The organism is Xanthomonas sp. NCPPB 3569, from assembly GCF_041475645.2.
Taxonomy (GTDB): domain Bacteria; phylum Pseudomonadota; class Gammaproteobacteria; order Xanthomonadales; family Xanthomonadaceae; genus Xanthomonas; species Xanthomonas phaseoli.
In genome coordinates this window covers 1,540,689-1,559,524 of sequence record NZ_CM192969.1, presented here as the reverse complement: position 1 = coordinate 1,559,524, position 18,836 = coordinate 1,540,689, and the positions used below count along the sequence as shown (strand labels likewise).

Here is an 18,836-nt window from a genome sequence, read left to right as displayed (position 1 = left end):
GGGTTGCACCATGAAGATCATGCATATGCTGGGCGTCCTGGTGCTGGTGGCCGCTTTGGCGCTGCTCGCCCTGGGTGGCGTGGGCTATAACGGCCAACGCGGCCTGCTCGATGCGATCGCCGCACAGGTCATTTCCTCCGATGCGCTGCGCAACCACATGCAGGCGGACATGATGCACGACGCCCTGCGCGGCGATGTCACCGCAGCGTTGCTTGCTGCCTCCACGAAAGACGATAAGGCAGTTGCAGCCGCACGCACCGCACTGGGCGAACATGCCGGCGAATTCCGCCAATCGCTGGCTGCCAACCGCAAACTGCCGCTGGCCGCTGCGTTGCGCAGCGATCTGGATGCGGTGACGCCGGCGCTGCAGGCCTATATCGCCTCTGCCGACCAGGTGGTGAAAGCTGCCGAAACGCATGCGGACAGCGCAGCGGCTTACGCGGATTTCAACGACAAGTTCAGCCAGCTCGAAACCCGCATGGGCACCATCAGCGAGCGCATCCTGGCCTTGAACGAGGCCAGCCGCCGCCAGGCCGAGCAATACAGCCACCGGGTGATGTGGCAGCAAGGTAGCGCCGTGGTGCTGGCGTTCGTGTGCCTGGCGCTGGGGGCCGGCTGGATTCTGCGCTCGGTGTTCGGCCTGCTTGGCGGCGAGCCGCAGCTGGCCATGGCAGCTGCGCAGCACATCGCCGAAGGCCGCCTGGATCAACCGATTCCGGTCGCCGCAAAGCACTCGCGCAGCCTGATGGCCGCCCTGGCGCGCATGCAGCGCGACCTGCGCGAGCGCCTTGAGCGCGAGCGCAGCATCGCGGCCGAAAACCTGCGCATCCGTACCGCGCTGGATAACGCATCCACCGGCATGTACATCGCCGACCCGGATCTCACCATCATCTATACCAATAGTGCGCTGCAAAACCTGCTGCACACCTACGCAGACGATATCCAGGCCTGCGCGCCCGCGTTCAAGCGCACCGCCAACCTGGTCGGCCAACCGGTCTCGCTGCTGGAGGTGGGCAACGCACAGGACGCGGAGATCTATCAGCGTCTGGACCGCCAGGGCGCTGCCCAACGCGAGGTGCAGTACCGCACCACCTGCATCGCACAGAACGTTTCGGCAATTCGCGACGAGGCCGGCGCGCACCTGGGCTTTGTCTGCGAGTGGCGCGACCGCACGGCGGAGGCGCGCGTGGAAATCGACGTTGCCGACGTGCTGCGTAGCGCCGCTGCCGGCGATCTTTCCAAGCGCATCGACAGTAGCGGAAAACAAGGCTTTTTCCTGCAACTGGCGCAACAGCTCAATGCCTTGCTCGATGCCAATGCGGTCAGCATCGCCGAAGTGTCGCGCCTGCTCAGCGCACTGGCCGACGGCGACCTGAGTGCGCGCATGCAGGGCCAGTTCCATGGCGTTTTCGCCACGATGCGCGACGACGCCAATACCACCGCCGAGCAGCTGGCGCTGGTGATCGGGCGCATCCAGCAGGCCGCCGGCAGCATTCATACTGCCTCCAGCGAAATCGCCGCCGGCAACAACGACCTGTCGCAGCGCACCGAACAACAGGCGGCCAATCTGGAAGAGACTGCCGCCTCGATGGAGGAGCTCACCTCCACCGTCAAACAGAATGCCGAGAGCGCACGCCAGGCCAACCAGCTGGCGATCGGTGCCGCTGGCGTGGCGTCGCAGGGCGGCGCGGTGGTGGCGCAGGTGGTCACCACCATGTCCGGCATCGAAGTCTCATCGAAGAAGATCGCCGAGATCATCAGCGTGATCGACGGCATCGCGTTCCAGACCAACATCCTGGCGCTCAACGCCGCCGTGGAAGCGGCGCGTGCCGGCGAACAGGGCCGCGGTTTTGCCGTGGTGGCCTCCGAGGTGCGCACGCTGGCGCAGCGCTCGGCCGGTGCCGCAAAAGAGATCAAACACTTGATCGACGATTCGGTGAGCAAGGTCGCCGAGGGCTCGCAACTGGTGCATCAGGCCGGCACCACCATGGCCGATATCGTCGCCAGCGTGCAGCGCGTCACCGACATCATGGGCGAGATCGCCGCCGCCTCGCAGGAACAGTCGTCGGGCATCGAGCAGGTCAACCTCACCATCACCCAGATGGATGAGGCGACCCAGCAGAACGCCGCATTGGTGGAAGAAGCCACTGCCGCGGCGCGCACCATGGAAGACCAGGCCAGCCAGCTGGCGCACGCAGTGTCGCGCTTTACTCTGGCCGATGCGCCGCCGTCGCAGACTGCAACGCCTGCGCCGACAAAGCCCGCTGTGGTCGCAGTTGCGCGGGCACACAAACCCAGTACGCGTTCGCTGAACGCGCGCAAGCCGGCAGTGAACGCACCCGCGGCCACCGCCGGCAACGACAGCCAGTGGCAGGATTTTTGAGCAAGGGCGGTGCGCAACGGCGGCCGGATCTGGCGCTGTGACGCATCGCGCTGTTTGGCGGTCCTGCAACTGGGCAACATCGCCGCAAGACCAGCGTTGCGGCGTTAGGGCCTAACGGGCCGGCGTTTGCCTGCCTGTTAATACTTCACAACTAAAGAACTTGGCGTTTCGGCCGTTAGCTTGCTGGATAACGACGCTAAGCAATGCTCCGGAGCAAGTGATGAATAAGTTCAACGACTGGCCAATCCGCCGCAAACTGATGTTTGCCTTCTGCCTGAGTGCCGTGCTCACCGCATTACTGGGCGGCTTGGGTTTTTCGCGCATGAAGCAGATGCAGAGCGAAACCACCTTGATCAACCAGGACGTGGTGCCGGTATTGAGCCGCCTGTCCGAGTTGCGCGGTTTTGCCGGCGAGTTCCGTGTCTACGAAGTGGGCCAGTTCCTCAATCTGGAAGACCCGGAGCGCTACGCGTATTTCTTCAAGCGCATGGATGAAATCCAGGCCAAGTACGCCGACACGCAGAAGCAGCTGGACGCCAAGATCGATGCGGCATCGCCGTTGAAGGCCGAGTACGCCAAGCTCACCGATGCCAGCGCACGCTATTTCGCGGCCAACCAGCAGCTGCGCAAGCTCTATGCAGAGCCCGACCGCGCCGCTGCGATGGAGTTTTCGCGCAAGCAGTCGGGCGAGATCCGCAAGGAACTGTTCGCCTCGGTGGACAAGCTGTATGCACAGCAGTCCAAGGCGCTGGGCGACATGGTGACTGCCAGCGCCAGCTCGTTCAAGCTGACCAGCGCGGTGCTGCTGATCGGCACCTTGTTGATGGCGGCCTTGTCGGTGACCTTCGGTTGGTTGATCGCACGCAGCATCACCAGCCCGCTTGCCAAGGCGCTAGGCGCCATCCAGGCGGTTTCGCGCGGCGATCTGGGCGTACAGGTCGGCAGGACCAGCAAGGACGAAATCGGCCAGATGCTGGAGGCCACCGGTGGCATGACCCAGATGCTGCGCCGTTTCTCCGACGAAACCGCGCGCATGTCGCACCTGCATGCCGCCGAAGACATCACCCACCGCATGCCGGAAGATTTCCCCGGCGTGTACGGCAACCTTGCCACCGGCATCAATACGATGATCTTCGAGCATCTCGACGCCATCGTCGATGCGGTGCGCATCCTCAATCAATATGCACAGGGCGACCTGAGCGAAGATGCGCGGCGCCTGCCGGCCAGCCGCGCGGTGCTGCATGAGGCGATGGACGCAGCCAAGGCCAGCTTGTTGTCGATCAACACCGAGATCAAGCACCTGGCGCAGGCGGCGGCCTCCGGCGACTTCAGTGCGCGCGGCGATGCGCAGCGCTTCAAGTACGACTTCGCCGTGATGGTGTCGGATCTGAACTCGATGATGGAAGTCAGCGACCGCAACCTGGGCAAGCTGTCGCAGCTGCTCGGCGCCGTGGCCGATGGCGACCTGACCGCGCGCATGGACGGGCAATTCCACGGTGTATTCGCACGGCTGCGCGACGACGCCAACGCGACCACCCAGCGCCTGACCGACATCGTGGGCCGCATCAAGCACTCCACCCTGGCCATCAACACGGCCGCCGGCGAGATTGCCGCCGGCAACCAGGATCTGTCGCAGCGCACCGAACAACAGGCCGCCAACCTGGAAGAAACCGCGGCCTCGATGGAAGAGCTCACCTCCACCGTCAAGCAGAACGCCGAGCATGCGCGTCAGGCCAACCAGCTCGCCATCGGCGCAGCAGGCGTGGCATCGCACGGCGGCAACGTGGTCGGCCAGGTGGTCACCACCATGTCCGGCATCGAAACCTCGTCCAAGAAGATCGCCGAAATCATCAGCGTCATCGACGGCATCGCCTTCCAGACCAACATCCTGGCGTTGAATGCCGCGGTGGAAGCGGCGCGCGCCGGCGAGCAGGGCCGTGGCTTTGCCGTGGTGGCCTCGGAAGTACGCACGCTGGCGCAGCGCTCGGCCAGTGCAGCGAAGGAGATCAAGGGGCTGATCGACGACTCGGTGAGCAAGGTGGCCGAAGGCTCGGCGCTGGTGAATCAAGCCGGCAGCACCATGGCCGAGATCGTCTCTTCGGTGCAGCGCGTCACCGACATCATGAGCGAAATCTCCGCAGCATCGCAGGAACAGTCGGCCGGCATCGAGCAGGTCAACCAGACCGTCACCCACATGGACGAGGCCACCCAGCAGAACGCCGCATTGGTGGAAGAAGCCACCGCCGCTGCACGCTCGATGGAAGAGCAGGCGCAGCAGCTCACCGAAGCGGTGGCGCAGTTCCGCCTCTCGGCCGAACTGGAAGCGGTCACCCGCGCAACGCCGGTGGTACGCCAGATCGCCGCCAAGCGCCCGGTTGCGGCCAGCACGCCGGCCATCAAGCCGCAGGCTGCGCGTCCGGCGGGCCGGGCCGCAGTGGCAGTGGCGCCGTCCAATGAATCCGATTGGTCCGAGTTCTAACAGCGGCAAGACGGCCGCGCTCGCCGCCAGGTGAGCGCGGCCTTTACACAGGATGGCAAGTGCTCCATGTGCACTGCGGGTGCATCGCCCTTCCGCGGCTGGCACCTGCTGGTGGTGGACTCGCCATCGCTTCGAGCGCCACCTGCGCCGAATAGTGCCCCCCAATGCAAGCCGCGCTCTCTGGAGCGCGGCTTTTTTATTGCGTCGCAGGGCCAGATAAACCCATCAACGCACCAAACAGATTATCGGTATACATTTTATAAATGTATAAACAAACTGACGGTAGCGCCCGCATTATCCATTAAATATCCAGATGACCTCGATTTAATGATTCAATGGCTTATTTCACGAGCCTAAATTGAGTTATATTTTTTTTGATATCGAGGTATTCAGCAGCTGCGTTCAAGCGCCGTTACTGGGCATAGCGAGACGTCAGACCGCGACTGACTGGCGTTACCGCACCGCTTGCTTTCATCGCGTAACCCTTGCCAGGAACCCTGTCATGACCTCACTTCTTCAACGTTACAACGTCGGCCCACGGCTAGCGGCCGCCTTCGCTGTTCTGATCGTGCTGTCGGGCCTGATCGCCTTGATCGGTTATCGCGGATTGACCTCGGCACGCGCGTTGGTCGACGGCATCGTGAACCAGAACATGGCCAAGGTCCGCCTGTCCAACGACATGATGAACGCCAATTTCATTATCGGGACGCAACTGCGCAATCTTGTGTTGCCGACCAGCGATGAAGAGAATCGCCAGTTCGTCGCCAAGATCCAGTCTGCGCGTGCCGACTACACCAAAGCGCGCGAGGCGTTGTATGCCATGCCGGCCTCGGAGCAAGGCAAGATCTTGCGTGCAGAAATCGATGCGCGCCGCACCGAAGTCAAGGGTTTCAATGACAAGGTCATGGATCTGGTGATGACCGGTCACAGCGACGAAGCACTTCCCTTTTTGCTGAACAAGGCGGCGCCCGCCATGCAGGTCTGGCAGGACCGCATTGCCGAAAACATTGCCCTGCAGGAAAAGCAGGCAGCCGATGCATCGGCTATGGCATTCAAGTCGATGGACGACTCGCGCAAGCTGCTGATCGGCGGCTCGCTGCTGGTCGTGCTGTTGAGCGGCGCCCTGGGCGTGCTGATCACCCGTAGCCTGACCCAGCCGTTGCGCCGCGCCACCTGCGCTGCAGAATCCATCGCCGGCGGCCAGCTGGATAACGACGTCGACACCCATTTCAACGACGAAGCCGGGCGCCTGCTCAAGGCGATGAGCAAGATGCAACAGCAGTTGCGCAACCTGCTCAGCGCGCAGACCGACATGGCCCGTCGCCACGATGAAGGCCAGATCAGCTACCGCATCGATGCCGAGGCGTTCCCGGGCGACTACGGCCGCATGGTCAGCGATACCAACAATCTGGTCGCATCGCATATCGCGGTGAAGATGAAGCTTGCGCAGATCATGGGCCGCTACGCCATCGGCGATCTCAGCGAAGACATGGACAAGCTGCCCGGCGAAAAGGCCGTGCTCACCGACACCATGGCACAGGTCAAATCCAATCTGTCGGCGATGAACACCGAGATCAAGCACCTGGCGACATCGGCGGCCAATGGCGACTTCAGCGCCCGCGGCGATGCCGAGCGTTTCCAGTACGACTTCCGCGTGATGGTGGAAAGCCTCAACACCTTGATGGCCACCGCAGACGGCAACCTGCAATCGCTCTCTGGCTTGTTGCAGTCGATTGCTGCCGGCGACCTTACCGCCCGCATGAGCGGCGAGTTCCACGGCGTGTTTGCGCAGATGCGCGACGACGCCAATGCCACCGCCACCCAGCTGGCCGAAATCGTCAGCGGCATCAAGGCCTCGGCCACGTCGATCAGGGGCGCGGCAAGCGAAATCGCCGCCGGCAATCAAGACCTGTCGCAGCGCACCGAACAGCAGGCCGCCAACCTGGAAGAAACCGCGGCCTCGATGGAAGAGCTCACCTCCACCGTCAAGCAGAACGCCGAAAGCGCACGCCAGGCCAACCAGCTCGCCATCGGCGCGGCCAGCGTCGCCTCACAGGGCGGCGAGATCGTCAGCAAGGTGGTCGGCACCATGAGCGGGATCGAAGCCTCGTCCAAGAAGATCGCCGACATCATCTCCGTCATCGACGGCATCGCGTTCCAGACCAATATCCTGGCCTTGAACGCGGCAGTGGAAGCCGCACGCGCCGGCGAACAGGGCCGCGGCTTTGCGGTCGTGGCTTCGGAAGTGCGCACGTTGGCGCAACGTTCCTCCGGCGCAGCAAAGGAGATCAAGGACCTGATCGACGACTCCGTGCAGCGGGTGGCCGAAGGCTCGGTGCTGGTGCACAGCGCCGGCACCACCATGGGCGAGATCGTGGCCAGCGTGCAGCGCGTCACCGACATCATGGGCGAGATCTCTGCGGCCTCGCAGGAGCAGTCTGCCGGGATCGAGCAGGTCAACCAGACCGTGACCAGCATGGACGAAACCACCCAGCAGAACGCTGCGCTGGTGGAAGAAGCCACCGCCGCCGCACGCGCGATGGAAGAACAAGCCCAGCAACTGACCGAAGCGGTGGCGCTGTTCCGGCTGTCGGCCGACATGGAAACGGTCACCCGCACCGCACCGGCGGTGCGCCAGATTGCCGCCAAGCGTCCGGTTGCGGCCAGCAAGCCTGCGATCAAGCCGCCTGTCGCACGCCCGACGGCGCGCCCCGCTGCCGTGTCGGTCGCAGCCGACGCGTCCAATTGGGCCGAATTCTAGGACCGGCCCAGGAACCGCACTAGACACCGCGCTCGCAACGAGCGCGGTGTTTTTTTTATGTGCAGTGCTGCCGGCACCAGGCGCATCGCCAGGGCACCGCGCGGGTCGCTGCAGCATGACGGCATCGGTCTTGCGCACGCGCTCAACCGCCTCTGGCGGAGCCTGCACTGACACCCTGCCCCGGCGTTGCATGCGCCTTATCGGACGGTGCTGCCCTCACCAGCAGCCCACATCGGTAGAGCCCGGTTTTTTTGAACATAAACGCCATCGAAATTGCGTGATGAGTGTGTGACGAAACCCTTCGGTCGAGCGTGGTTGCGCCGCTAGCTATGTCAGCAACGAGGCACCCATGCGAGCGCCAAAACGCCTCACTGCACCGCGCCAACGCACGGCCGATCACGGGGGGCCGAACGGGTGGCTCCCACTACTCAGATTGTTAACAGCTCAAGGCACATTCGATGAAACAGCTAAGTCTTTCGACACAACTGGCACTGGGCTTTGGCACAGTCGTTCTTGTGCTCTTGATCGTCGCAGCAGTAGGGCTTCATGGGCAGTCCCAGCTGTCGGACGCGGTGGCCATGAACGACCACACCTACCAAGTGATCGGCACCGGCCGCGCCATGTCCATTGCCACGGTCAATATCGAGACGGGCGCGCGCGGCTTTCTGCTGTCCGGGCAGGAAACGCATCTCACCCCCTACAACAAGGGCAAGGCGCAGTTCGAACAGGAATTCACCAACGCCAAGACGTTGACCGCCGACAATCCGGTGCAGCAGGAACGCCTGCAGCGCCTGCATGCGTCATACGAGCAGTTCATGGGCTTTGAGGACAATCTGATCGCGCTGCGCGGCAAAACCAGCGACACCGATCTGTCCGCCTTGCTCACGCAGTTCAAGGCCGGCCATGAACGCGTGGCGATGGGGCAGATCCGCCAGCACCTGGCCGACTTCGAAGCGCAGGAAAACCAGTTGCTGGTCAAGCGCAGCGCGACATTGGCCGCCGCAAAGGCCCGCAGCCGTTGGTCGATGATTGTCGGCAGCGGCATCGCCGTGCTGGTGGCGCTGGTCAGCGGCGGGTTGATCCGTCGTCGCCTGATCAACCGCCTCGGCACCGCTTCGCAGGTGGCCGATTCCATCGCGGCTGGCAATCTGTCGATCAGCGTGGACGGCAGCGGCACCGACGAGACCGGCCGTCTGCTCGCCAGCATGAGCAAGATGCAGCAGCAGTTGCAGAAGGTCTTGCATGGCCAGCAGGAAATGAAGCGCCGGCACGATCAGGGCGAGCTGAACTTCCGCCTGGACGAGGCAGCGTTTCCTGGCGACTACGCCACCATCGTGCGCGGCAACAACGACCTGGCCGCCTCGCATGTGGCCGTGATGATGCGCTTGGCGCAGATCATGGGCCAATACGCGATCGGCGACCTGCGCGAAGACATGGAAGCGCTGCCCGGCGACAAGGCCGTGCTCAGCGACACCATGGCCAAGGTCAAGGGCAACCTGTCTTCGGTCAATCACGCCATCAAGCATCTTTCCCAATGCGCGGCCAATGGCGACTTCAGCGCCCGCGGCGATGCCGACAACTTCCAGCACGACTTCCGGGTGATGGTGGAAAGCCTCAATACCCTCATGGCCACCGCCGACGGCAACCTGCAGTCGCTTTCGGGCCTGTTGCAGGCGATCGCGGCCGGCGATCTCACCGCCCGCATGAGCGGCGAGTTCCACGGCGTGTTCGCGCAGATGCGCGACGATGCCAATGCCACCGCCGTGCAGCTGGCCGAGATCGTCACCGGCATCAAGGCATCGGCCATCTCGATCAAGGGTGCCGCCAGCGAGATCGCTGCCGGCAACAGCGACCTGTCGCAGCGCACCGAACAGCAGGCCGCCAGCCTGGAGGAAACTGCCGCTTCGATGGAAGAGCTCACCTCCACCGTCAAGCAGAACGCCGAAAGCGCACGCCAGGCCAACCAGCTCGCCATCGGCGCGGCCGGCGTGGCCACCCAGGGCGGCGAGATTGTCGGCCAGGTGGTCGAGACCATGGCCGGGATCGAAGCTTCGTCCAAGAAGATCGCCGACATCATCTCCGTCATCGACGGCATCGCCTTCCAGACCAATATCCTGGCCTTGAACGCGGCGGTGGAAGCGGCACGTGCCGGCGAGCAGGGCCGCGGCTTCGCCGTGGTGGCGTCTGAAGTGCGTACGTTGGCCCAGCGCTCTTCCGGCGCCGCCAAGGAGATCAAGGACCTGATTGCCGACTCGGTCGAACGAGTGGCCGCCGGTTCGGTGCTGGTCAACACCGCTGGCAAGACCATGGGCGAGCTGGTGACCAGCGTGCAGCGGGTCACCGACATCATGGGCGAGATTTCCGCGGCCTCGCAGGAACAGTCGGCCGGGATCGAACAGGTCAACCAGACCGTCACCCAGATGGACGAAACCACCCAACAGAACGCCGCGCTGGTGGAAGAAGCCACTGCCGCCGCGCGCTCGCTGGAAGAACAGGCGGTTGGGTTGACCGAAGCCGTGGCGGTGTTCAAGACCGAGCAAGGCACCACCAGCACTGCCCGCACGGCATCACTCGCCAAGGCGGCGCCGGCTGTGCGCGCCAAGCTGACCTCGATCGGCGGTACCGCTGCCGCCAAGCCGCGCGCGGTTGCGGCATCGACGACCGTCGAGACCAGCTGGCAGGAGTTCTGACCGGCACGCACTGGCGTCGGTGGGAATGCACACCGACGCCAGTGCGCCAGGCAACCGCTCCATACATCAGTCGTTGCAACACGCAGGGCCCGAGCCAGCACATGCAACCCGCATGCGCGAGCTCGGGCCCTCATTGCATTGGCGGCCCCGCTGGCGATGGGCCAGACCGCTGCGCCCTGGCTGGCGTCGACTTCCAACTCGAACCGCCAAGGCGACACTCGGCCGCAGCCGATCCCGCCGGCACGCATCGGCTCACCTGCCCCCTGTCTGATCGGTCGCTTCGCAAAGACCAACTGGAACGCCAGCCGCGTGCCGGCACTGGCGCCACGACCGGCATGCACGTCGGGCGCCCTTCCCTGCGCACGCGCGTTCATCGCCGCGGCACCTCACCCGGCATGGCCTTGCATCGGCAAACGTCGCTGCCCGCTTCCGTGAATGATGCCAGCTATAACAAACGCTAAATAGCGAGCTCAAGTATACGACCGGGTCGCCGCTACCTGCCCTGCAATCGGGACGGAGCCGACGCGGGCTACCAGTGCCAGCGCCGGGCGTCATGCAGCCGTCCTAGCTTGCAGCGGATGCCGACCGTGATCGTGAGGCCGCCGCCGTTGCCTCGAACCGCCTCCTTCTCCTCCTTCCCGGCAGGTATGTTTCATGATCGGCTTTCTCCAACGCTATAACGTCGGCACCCGCCTTTCGGCCGCATTCGGCTTTCTGATCCTGCTCTCCTGCGGCCTGGTGGCCGCTGGCCTGATGACCCTGGCGCAAGCGCGCGGGCGCATGGAGTCGATCGTCAAACGCAACATGACGATCCTGGAATATGTCGGCGAGATGCGCAGCGCCAGTGCGGACATTGCAATCAACCTACGCAACATCGTGCTGCCGACCACGCAGGAAGAGAACATCGGCTTCGCAAAGATCGTCGAGCAGCAGCGGCAGTACTACAGCGACATCCACGACAAGCTGTACGCCATTCCGCCGTCCGACGCCAATGGCGCAGCAATGCGTCGGCAGATCGATCTTGCCCGCGAAGAAGCGCGTGTCGCCAATCAGCAGGTGTTGGACCTGGGCATGAACTACAAGCCCGACGAGGCGCTCAAGGCACTGATGCAGCGGGCCGCGCCGGCAAACCAGCAGTGGCAGGACGCGCTCAATGCGTATGCCGCGCGCCAGCGCAGCCGCGGCGCGGCGGCCTATGCCGATGCCAACGCCGCAATGGAGCGTGGCCGGTCATTGCTGATCGCCGGCGGCATTGCGGTCATCGTGATCAGCGGCCTGCTGGCCTGGCTGATCACCCGCAGCCTGACCCAGCCCTTGAACCGCGCCACCCGTGCCGCCGAGGCCATCGCCGAGGGCCGCCTGGACAGCGATGTGCACACCACCGCCACCGACGAGCCCCGGCCGGCTGCTCAGCGCCATGGCCAAGATGCAGACGCAGTTGCAACGTTTCTCCAGCGAAACCACGCGGATGATCGAGCTGCACGCCGACAAGGACATCGGCCACCGCATGCCGCAGGACTTCCCCGGCGTGTACGGCGACTTGAGCAAGGGCATCAACACCATGATGTTCGAGCACCTGGACGCCATCGTCGATGCCATCGAAGTGCTCAACGAATACGCCCGCGGCGATCTGCGCCGCGATGCACGGCGCCTGCCGGGCAGCCGCGCGGTGCTGCACGAATCGATGGATGCGGCCAAAGCCAGCCTGCTGGCGATCAATACCGAGATCAAGCGCCTGGCCAGCGCGGCGGCTGCCGGCGACTTCAGCGCACGCGGCGATGCGCAGCGGTTCGAGCACGATTTCCTGCGCATGGTGCAGGACCTGAACGCGATGATGGAGGTCAGCGACGCCAGCCTGGGCACCTTGTCGGCGCTGTTGCAGTCCATCGCCGCCGGCGATCTCACCGCCCGCATGCACGGCAACTTCCACGGTGTGTTCGCCAAGATGCGCGACGACGCCAACGCCACCACCGAACAGCTCACGCACATCGTGCTGCGGATCCAGGGCGCGGCCGGCAACATCGGCGCGGCCACCGGCGAAATCGCCGCCGGCAACCAGGATCTGTCGCAGCGCACCGAACAACAGGCCGCCAACCTGGAAGAGACCGCGGCCTCGATGGAAGAGCTCACCTCCACCGTCAAGCAGAACGCCGAAAGCGCACGCCAGGCCAACCAGCTCGCCATCGGCGCCGCCCGCGTCGCTTCGCAAGGCGGCGAGATTGCCAGCAAGGTGGTCGAGACCATGAGCGGGATCGAGTCTTCGTCCAAGAAGATCGCCGACATCATCAGCGTCATCGATGGCATCTCGTTCCAGACCAACATCCTGGCACTCAACGCCGCGGTGGAAGCGGCGCGCGCCGGCGAACAAGGCCGCGGCTTTGCCGTGGTGGCCAGCGAAGTGCGTACGCTTGCGCAGCGCTCCACCGCAGCGGCCAAGGAGATCAAGAGCCTGATCGACGATTCGGTGCAACGGGTGGCCGAAGGCTCGCTGCTGGTGCACAGCGCCGGCACCACCATGGCCGAAATCGTGTCCAGCGTGCAGCGCGTCACCGACATCATGGGCGAGATCTCCGCGGCCTCGCAGGAGCAGTCGGCCGGCATCGAGCAGGTCAACCAGACCGTCACCCAGATGGACGAAACCACCCAGCAGAACGCCGCGCTGGTGGAAGAAGCCACCGCCGCCGCCCGTGCACTGGAAGAACAGGCGCTCGGATTGACCGAGGCAGTGGCGGTCTTCAAGACCGACAGCAACGACGCATCGCGTGCAGCATCACCACGCCCGGCAGCAACGCCGGCGCTTGCGGCCAAGGCGACGGCAGCCGGCCGCGCTCCTGCCGCCAAGCTGCGCGCCGTGGTCGCTGCGCCCGGCAACGACAGTAGCTGGCAAGAGCTCTGAACAGGTCGCCAGCCCTGACTGAACCGGACTGGTCGGCAGCGCTGCCGACCCGCTAAAGGCGTACACGTCGTTAGCCGATAGCCTGCTTACATCCATGAGACGCATCAATGACCACCTCACCCACGCTGTCGTCGCAGACCGTTCCAGCTTCGCCACGCCGCTGGACCAGCCGTTGGGACGACCTGGCCATCGCCAGGAAACTCGGCATCATCGGCGTGCTTGCGTTGGTGGGGCTGGTCATTCCGGTGCTGCTCTATCGCGGCAAGCTCAACGAAAGCGTCGCCATCAGCAGCAATGAATTGCGCAGCTATGCGCCGCTTGGCCAAATGCTGGGCCTGATCACCGACCTGCACGCAGCCCACGTCGATAGCGGCAGCGCCGCCAAAGACGCCGCGCAGCGCGCCGAGCGCGATCTCACCCAACTGCTCGCCACCACGGCCAATCTTCCCGGCTTCGAACGCAGCCAGAAGCAATTGCTGGCCCTGCAGCAGCGCCACGTTGCAGGTGCCGCGGCGCAGGGCTACGCCGCCGTGAGCGAACAGGCCTTTGCCGCGCTCGATGCATTGCGCGACGACAGCCAGCTGGTCTACACCCCGTACATCGAAAGCTATCACCTGGTGGTGTCCACGCTGATCTACAGCCCCGAGACCACCGAATCGCTGACCCGTCTGGACGCCGCCAGCGATCCCTCGCAGGCGGGCGACAGCCGCGCCATGCTGCGCGAGCAGCTCGATCAGCTTGCCCGAAACCATGTGCGTTTCCGCCATGAGCTGGACAAGGCGATGGGCTTGTTGGAACAGCCCGACCCCGCGCTGGCCGATGCCGCCAAGGCCGAAGCCACCCAGGCAAGCGCCGCACTGGCCGCACTGGGGTCCGCCTTGGACGGCAGCGATGCCAAGGCGGACGCCCAGTGGAATGCCGCGCTCGATGCGCTGGGCCAGACCATGCGGGACCTCAGCAATGTCTCGCTGCAGGCGCTGCAGCGGCAATCCGAACGTCACCTGGTCGACGCACGCAACGCGATGTGGCAAGCGATCGCCGGCCTGTCGGTGCTGGCGCTGCTGATCGCCGCGCTGTGCTGGTACACCTTGTCGCGCCTGACGCGCAATGTGCGCCGCGCCGCGACGGTGGCCGCCAATATCGCGCAGGGTCGGCTGGACGATCAGGTCAGTGCCGCCGGCCGCGACGAAACCGGTCAATTGCTCGACACCATGCGCCAGATGCAGGGGCAACTGCAGCGCGTGCTCAGCGCGCAAAGCGAAATGGCGCAGCGCCACGATGCCGGCCAGATCAGCTACCGCATGCAGGCAGACAGTTTCCCCGGTGCCTACGCCACCATGGTGCACGACACCAACGCGCTGGTGGGCTCGCACATTGCGGTCAAGATGAAACTTGCGCAGATCATGTCGCGCTACGCCATCGGCGACCTGAGCCAGGACATGGAGCGCCTGCCTGGCGAAAAGGCCGTGCTCACCGACACCATGGATACCGTCAAGGCCAACCTGTCGGCGATGAACAGCGAGATCAAGCTGCTTGCGCAGGCCGCCGCCAATGGCGATTTCAGCGTACGCGGCGACGCACAGCGCTTCCAGTACGATTTCCGCGCAATGGTGGACAGCCTCAATCAGTTGATGGCCACCGCCGATGCGAACCTGCATGCGCTCTCGACGGTCCTGCAGGCCATCGCGGCGGGCGACCTGACCGCCCGCATGCACGGCGACTTCCATGGCGTGTTCGCGCGCATGCGCGACGATGCCAATACCACCGTGACCCAGCTGGCCAATATCGTCGGGCGCATCCAGCAGTCCACCAATGCCATCAACGACGCCGCCAGCGAAATTGCCACCGGCAATCAGGATCTGTCGCAGCGCACCGAACAGCAAGCGGCCAATCTGGAAGAAACCGCTGCCTCGATGGAAGAACTCACCTCCACCGTGCGCAACAACGCCGAGCATGCGCGCCGCGCAAACCAGCTGGTGGTCGGTGCGGCCACGGTCGCCTCGCAAGGCGGTGCGGTGGTGGGTGAGGTCGTGGGCACCATGGCCGGCATCCAGGCCGCATCCAAGAAGATTGCCGACATCATCAGCGTCATCGACGGCATCGCCTTCCAGACCAATATCCTGGCCCTGAACGCAGCGGTGGAAGCGGCACGTGCCGGCGAACAAGGCCGTGGTTTTGCCATGGTGGCCAGTGAAGTGCGCACGCTGGCGCAACGCTCGGCCGGTGCGGCAAAGGAGATCAAGCAACTGATCGAGGATTCGGTCAGCCGGGTCGAACACGGCAGCCAGTTGGTGGGCCAGGCCGGTCGCACCATGCAGGACATCGTCGATTCGGTGCAGAACGTCACCACCATCATGCATGAGATCAGCGAGGCCTCGCAGCAGCAGTCGCAAGGCATCGAACAGGTTGGCCAGACCGTCGCGCAGATGGATCAGGCCACCCAGCAGAACGCCGCGCTGGTGGAAGAAGCCACCGCCGCCGCCCGTTCGATGGAAGAGCAGGCGCAGCAATTGCGCGATGCCGTTTCGGTGTTCCAGTTGCAGGCCGAGCCTGCGCGCAGCCGCCTGGGCCACGCCGCCTGAGGCAACGCCTGGCGGCAGGTCTGCCTGGGACGCTGCGCGCACGCCCGCGTCCCACCTGATCAGTCCCCGCTGCCTGCATCTGTCAGGCAACGGCGTAGCGTTTGCACATCACCAACGCGCACGCGTTTGGCCCAGTGCCACCAGCAGCTCTCCTGCGAATGCGCCGGCATCGATCGGCCCTGCGCGATGGCGCACATGCAACTACACGCCAAGCCATCCGTCCTGTATCCAAGTGCCTGAGCGGCTGTCAGGACCGTGAGCAGGAAGTGAAGACGCGATCTTCCCGAGCCATCGGGATGCCCCTGCTGACAGGCATTTCCAGGCGGTTGTGCACACCAGGCTCACCTCGGTGACGCCGAACCATACGCGTGGGGCCTAGCGAGTTCAGCAGCACTGCCAGCGCGCCGTTACCAACCTCAAGCACGCGTACCTGCCCTGCAATCGCTGGCGTTGCGACCTTGGATGTCGCAACGCTCGATGGATCGGCTCGACGCGCGCCCGCTTCGGCGCCATCCGCGCACTCCGTACGCCTCGCCGCCTAGCGCACTGCCCCTTTCCTGCCCATCGCTCTCGAGATCCCAACATGACTGCTCTTCTTCAACGCTACAACGTCGGCAAGCGCCTGGGCTTTGCCTTCGGCACGCTGATCCTGCTGTCCTGCGCGCTGGTCGTCGCTGGCCTGTACACACTGGCGCAGGCCCGCCAGACCCTGGATACGCTCACCAACCGCAACATGGTGATCGTCCAGCGGCTGCAGGAAATGAACAACGCGGTGTCGGTAATTGCCGTGCAGTTGCGCAATATCGTGCTGCCGACCAGCGATGCGGAAAATCGCCGCTTCGCCGCGATCATCGAAGAGCAGCGCAGCATCTACAAGGAAGCACGCGACAAGCTCTACACCTTCTCGGCAACGCCTGCGGCCCAGGCGCTGCGTGAAAGCATCGACGCGAACAACAAGGCGGCCCGCGCGCTCAACCAACGGGTGATCGACCTGGGTCTTGCCGGCAAGTCGGACCAAGCCCTGCCCTTGCTGTTGCAGCGTGCCGCACCGGCCACGCAGGCATGGCAGGACAAACTGCTGGAATATTCGGCGCTGCAGCGCCAGCGCGCCCAGGAAGCCAATGCGCTGGCTACCACGGCGATGGCCCGCGGCCGTGCCATGTTGATCGGTGGCGGCCTGGCGGTGGTGCTCATCAGCAGCGTGCTCGCATGGCTGATCACCCGCAGCCTGGTGGTTCCGCTGACGCGCGCCACCCGCGCCGCCGAAGCCATTGCCCAAGGCAAGTTGGACAACGACGTCAGCACGCACTCCAACGACGAAACCGGCCGCCTGTTGCACGCCATGGACGGCATGCAGGGCCAGCTGCGCAACCTGATTTCCGCACAGCTGGGCATGGCCAAGCGCCATGAAGAAGGCCAGATCAGCTTCCGCATGGATGCCGGCGCATTCCCCGGCGATTTCGGGCGCATGGCCAATGACACCAACGAGCTGGTGGCCGCGCACATCAAGGTGAAGATGCAGACCATCCACCTGATCGAGCGTTATGCCATCGGCGACCTTTCCGAAGATATGCAGCAGTTGCCCGGCGAGAAGGCGGCCATTACCGCGGCGATGAACCAGGTCAAGCACAACCTGTCGACCATGAACACCGAGATCAAGCAGCTGGCGCAGGCTGCGGCCAATGGCGACTTCACCGCGCGCGGCAATGCCGAGCAGTTCCAGTTCGATTTCCGCATCATGGTGGAAAGCCTCAACACCTTGATGGCCACCGCAGACGGCAACCTGCAATCGCTCTCGGGCTTGTTGCAGTCGATCGCTGCCGGCGACCTCACTGCGCGCATGAGCGGGCAATACCAGGGCGTGTTCGCGCAGATGCGTGACGACGCCAATGCCACTGCCGAACAACTGGCCAGCATCGTCGGCCGCATCCAGATCGCAGCCGATGCGATCGGTCTGGCCTCGGGCGAAATCGCCTCCGGTAACCAGGATCTGTCGCAGCGCACCGAACAGCAGGCCGCCAACCTGGAAGAAACCGCGGCCTCGATGGAAGAGCTGACCTCCACCGTCAAGCAGAATGCCGAACATGCCAGCCAGGCCAACCAGCTCGCCATCGGCGCCGCTGCGGTCGCCTCGCAAGGCGGCGATGTGGTGGCGAAGGTGGTCACCACCATGTCCGACATCCAGGGCTCGTCCAGGAAGATCGCCGAGATCATCAGCGTCATCGACGGCATCGCGTTCCAGACCAATATCCTGGCCTTGAACGCGGCAGTGGAAGCAGCGCGTGCCGGCGAACAGGGCCGCGGTTTTGCGGTGGTCGCCTCCGAGGTGCGCACGCTGGCGCAGCGTTCGGCCGGTGCTGCCAAGGAGATCAAGCACCTGATCGACGACTCGGTGGAAAAGGTCACGCAAGGGGCCACCCTGGTCGATCAGGCCGGCACCACCATGGCCGAGATCGTCGCCAGCGTGCAGCGCGTCACCAACATCATGGGCGAGATCTCCTCGGCCTCGCAGGAGCAGTATGCGGGCATCGAGCAGGTCAACCAGACCGTGACCCAGATGGACGAAACCACCCAGCAGAACGCCGCATTGGTGGAAGAAGCCACCGCCGCCGCACGCGCGATGGAAGAACAGGCGCAGCAGCTGACCGAAGCGGTGGCGGTCTTCAAGGTGGCTGCGCATGCACCGTTGGCGCGTCGGTTGTCGGCCATTGCCAGCGCCCCGGCCAATGCCCGCTTCGCACCACGCCCGGCAGCACGCGTCACCCCGGCGGCCGCGTCGCCACGTCGCAGTCCTGCGGGCAACGCCACATCGGCCGCAGAGCTGGGCGATTGGCAGGAGTTCTGATCGCAAGGGCAGCCTCACGCACGGCAGTCGGTTGCGAACGACTGCCGTGCCGATTGCCGAGACCAGCTGTATCAAGCGTCAGGGCTCACGCGATCGATTGCAGGCAGCGCCGATAACGCTGCTTTGCCGACACGCAAAGTGGGCGCAATGGATCTTCCCAGCCTGCCAGCGCAACCGCATTCCACCTTTTAAAGCCGAGC

The 18,836-nt window shown here is 64.5% G+C and carries 6 protein-coding genes and 2 pseudogenes; all 8 read left to right on the top strand.

Annotation, left to right across the window (positions count from 1 at the left end; all coding sequences use genetic code 11):
- Positions 1-10: 10 nt before the first annotated feature.
- The 8 genes and pseudogenes from ACCQ03_RS06670 to ACCQ03_RS06635 all read left to right on the top strand — a co-directional run bounded on the left by ACCQ03_RS06670 (position 11) and on the right by ACCQ03_RS06635 (position 18,636).
- Positions 11-2,383, top strand: coding sequence for a methyl-accepting chemotaxis protein (locus ACCQ03_RS06670; protein WP_057687141.1), 2,373 nt, complete (start codon positions 11-13; stop codon positions 2,381-2,383).
- A 220-nt stretch (positions 2,384-2,603) separates the two neighbouring features.
- The gene (locus tag ACCQ03_RS06665; protein WP_209227393.1) at positions 2,604-4,862 is read left to right on the top strand and encodes a methyl-accepting chemotaxis protein; all 2,259 of its coding nucleotides are present in this window, start codon (positions 2,604-2,606) and stop codon (positions 4,860-4,862) included.
- Positions 4,863-5,364: 502 nt separating this feature from the next.
- A complete protein-coding gene (locus ACCQ03_RS06660; protein ID WP_209227392.1) occupies positions 5,365-7,623 on the top strand; it encodes a methyl-accepting chemotaxis protein in 2,259 nt (752 codons plus the stop codon).
- Positions 7,624-8,201: 578 nt separating this feature from the next.
- Positions 8,202-10,313 (top strand): methyl-accepting chemotaxis protein, encoded by a 2,112-nt coding sequence (locus ACCQ03_RS06655; protein WP_057687144.1) that lies wholly within the window; start codon positions 8,202-8,204, stop codon positions 10,311-10,313.
- A 156-nt stretch (positions 10,314-10,469) separates the two neighbouring features.
- A pseudogene (locus ACCQ03_RS06650) lies at positions 10,470-10,774 on the top strand (hypothetical protein).
- A 193-nt stretch (positions 10,775-10,967) separates the two neighbouring features.
- Positions 10,968-13,209: pseudogene (locus ACCQ03_RS06645) on the top strand (methyl-accepting chemotaxis protein).
- A 107-nt stretch (positions 13,210-13,316) separates the two neighbouring features.
- A complete protein-coding gene (locus tag ACCQ03_RS06640; protein WP_209227391.1) occupies positions 13,317-15,791 on the top strand; it encodes a methyl-accepting chemotaxis protein in 2,475 nt (824 codons plus the stop codon).
- Positions 15,792-16,374: 583 nt separating this feature from the next.
- The gene (locus ACCQ03_RS06635; RefSeq protein ID WP_057660003.1) at positions 16,375-18,636 is read left to right on the top strand and encodes a methyl-accepting chemotaxis protein; all 2,262 of its coding nucleotides are present in this window, start codon (positions 16,375-16,377) and stop codon (positions 18,634-18,636) included.
- The last annotated feature ends 200 nt before the right edge of the window (positions 18,637-18,836 follow it).

What these genes read in the sequence shown, in the direction of transcription:
- ACCQ03_RS06670 (WP_057687141.1), top strand. Translation starts at nt 11, where the DNA reads ATGAAGATCATGCATATGCTGGGCGTCCTGGTGCTGGTGGCCGCTTTG.
- ACCQ03_RS06665 (WP_209227393.1), top strand. Translation starts at nt 2,604, where the DNA reads ATGAATAAGTTCAACGACTGGCCAATCCGCCGCAAACTGATGTTTGCC.
- ACCQ03_RS06660 (WP_209227392.1), top strand. Translation starts at nt 5,365, where the DNA reads ATGACCTCACTTCTTCAACGTTACAACGTCGGCCCACGGCTAGCGGCC.
- ACCQ03_RS06655 (WP_057687144.1), top strand. Translation starts at nt 8,202, where the DNA reads ATGAACGACCACACCTACCAAGTGATCGGCACCGGCCGCGCCATGTCC.
- ACCQ03_RS06640 (WP_209227391.1), top strand. Translation starts at nt 13,317, where the DNA reads ATGACCACCTCACCCACGCTGTCGTCGCAGACCGTTCCAGCTTCGCCA.
- ACCQ03_RS06635 (WP_057660003.1), top strand. Translation starts at nt 16,375, where the DNA reads ATGACTGCTCTTCTTCAACGCTACAACGTCGGCAAGCGCCTGGGCTTT.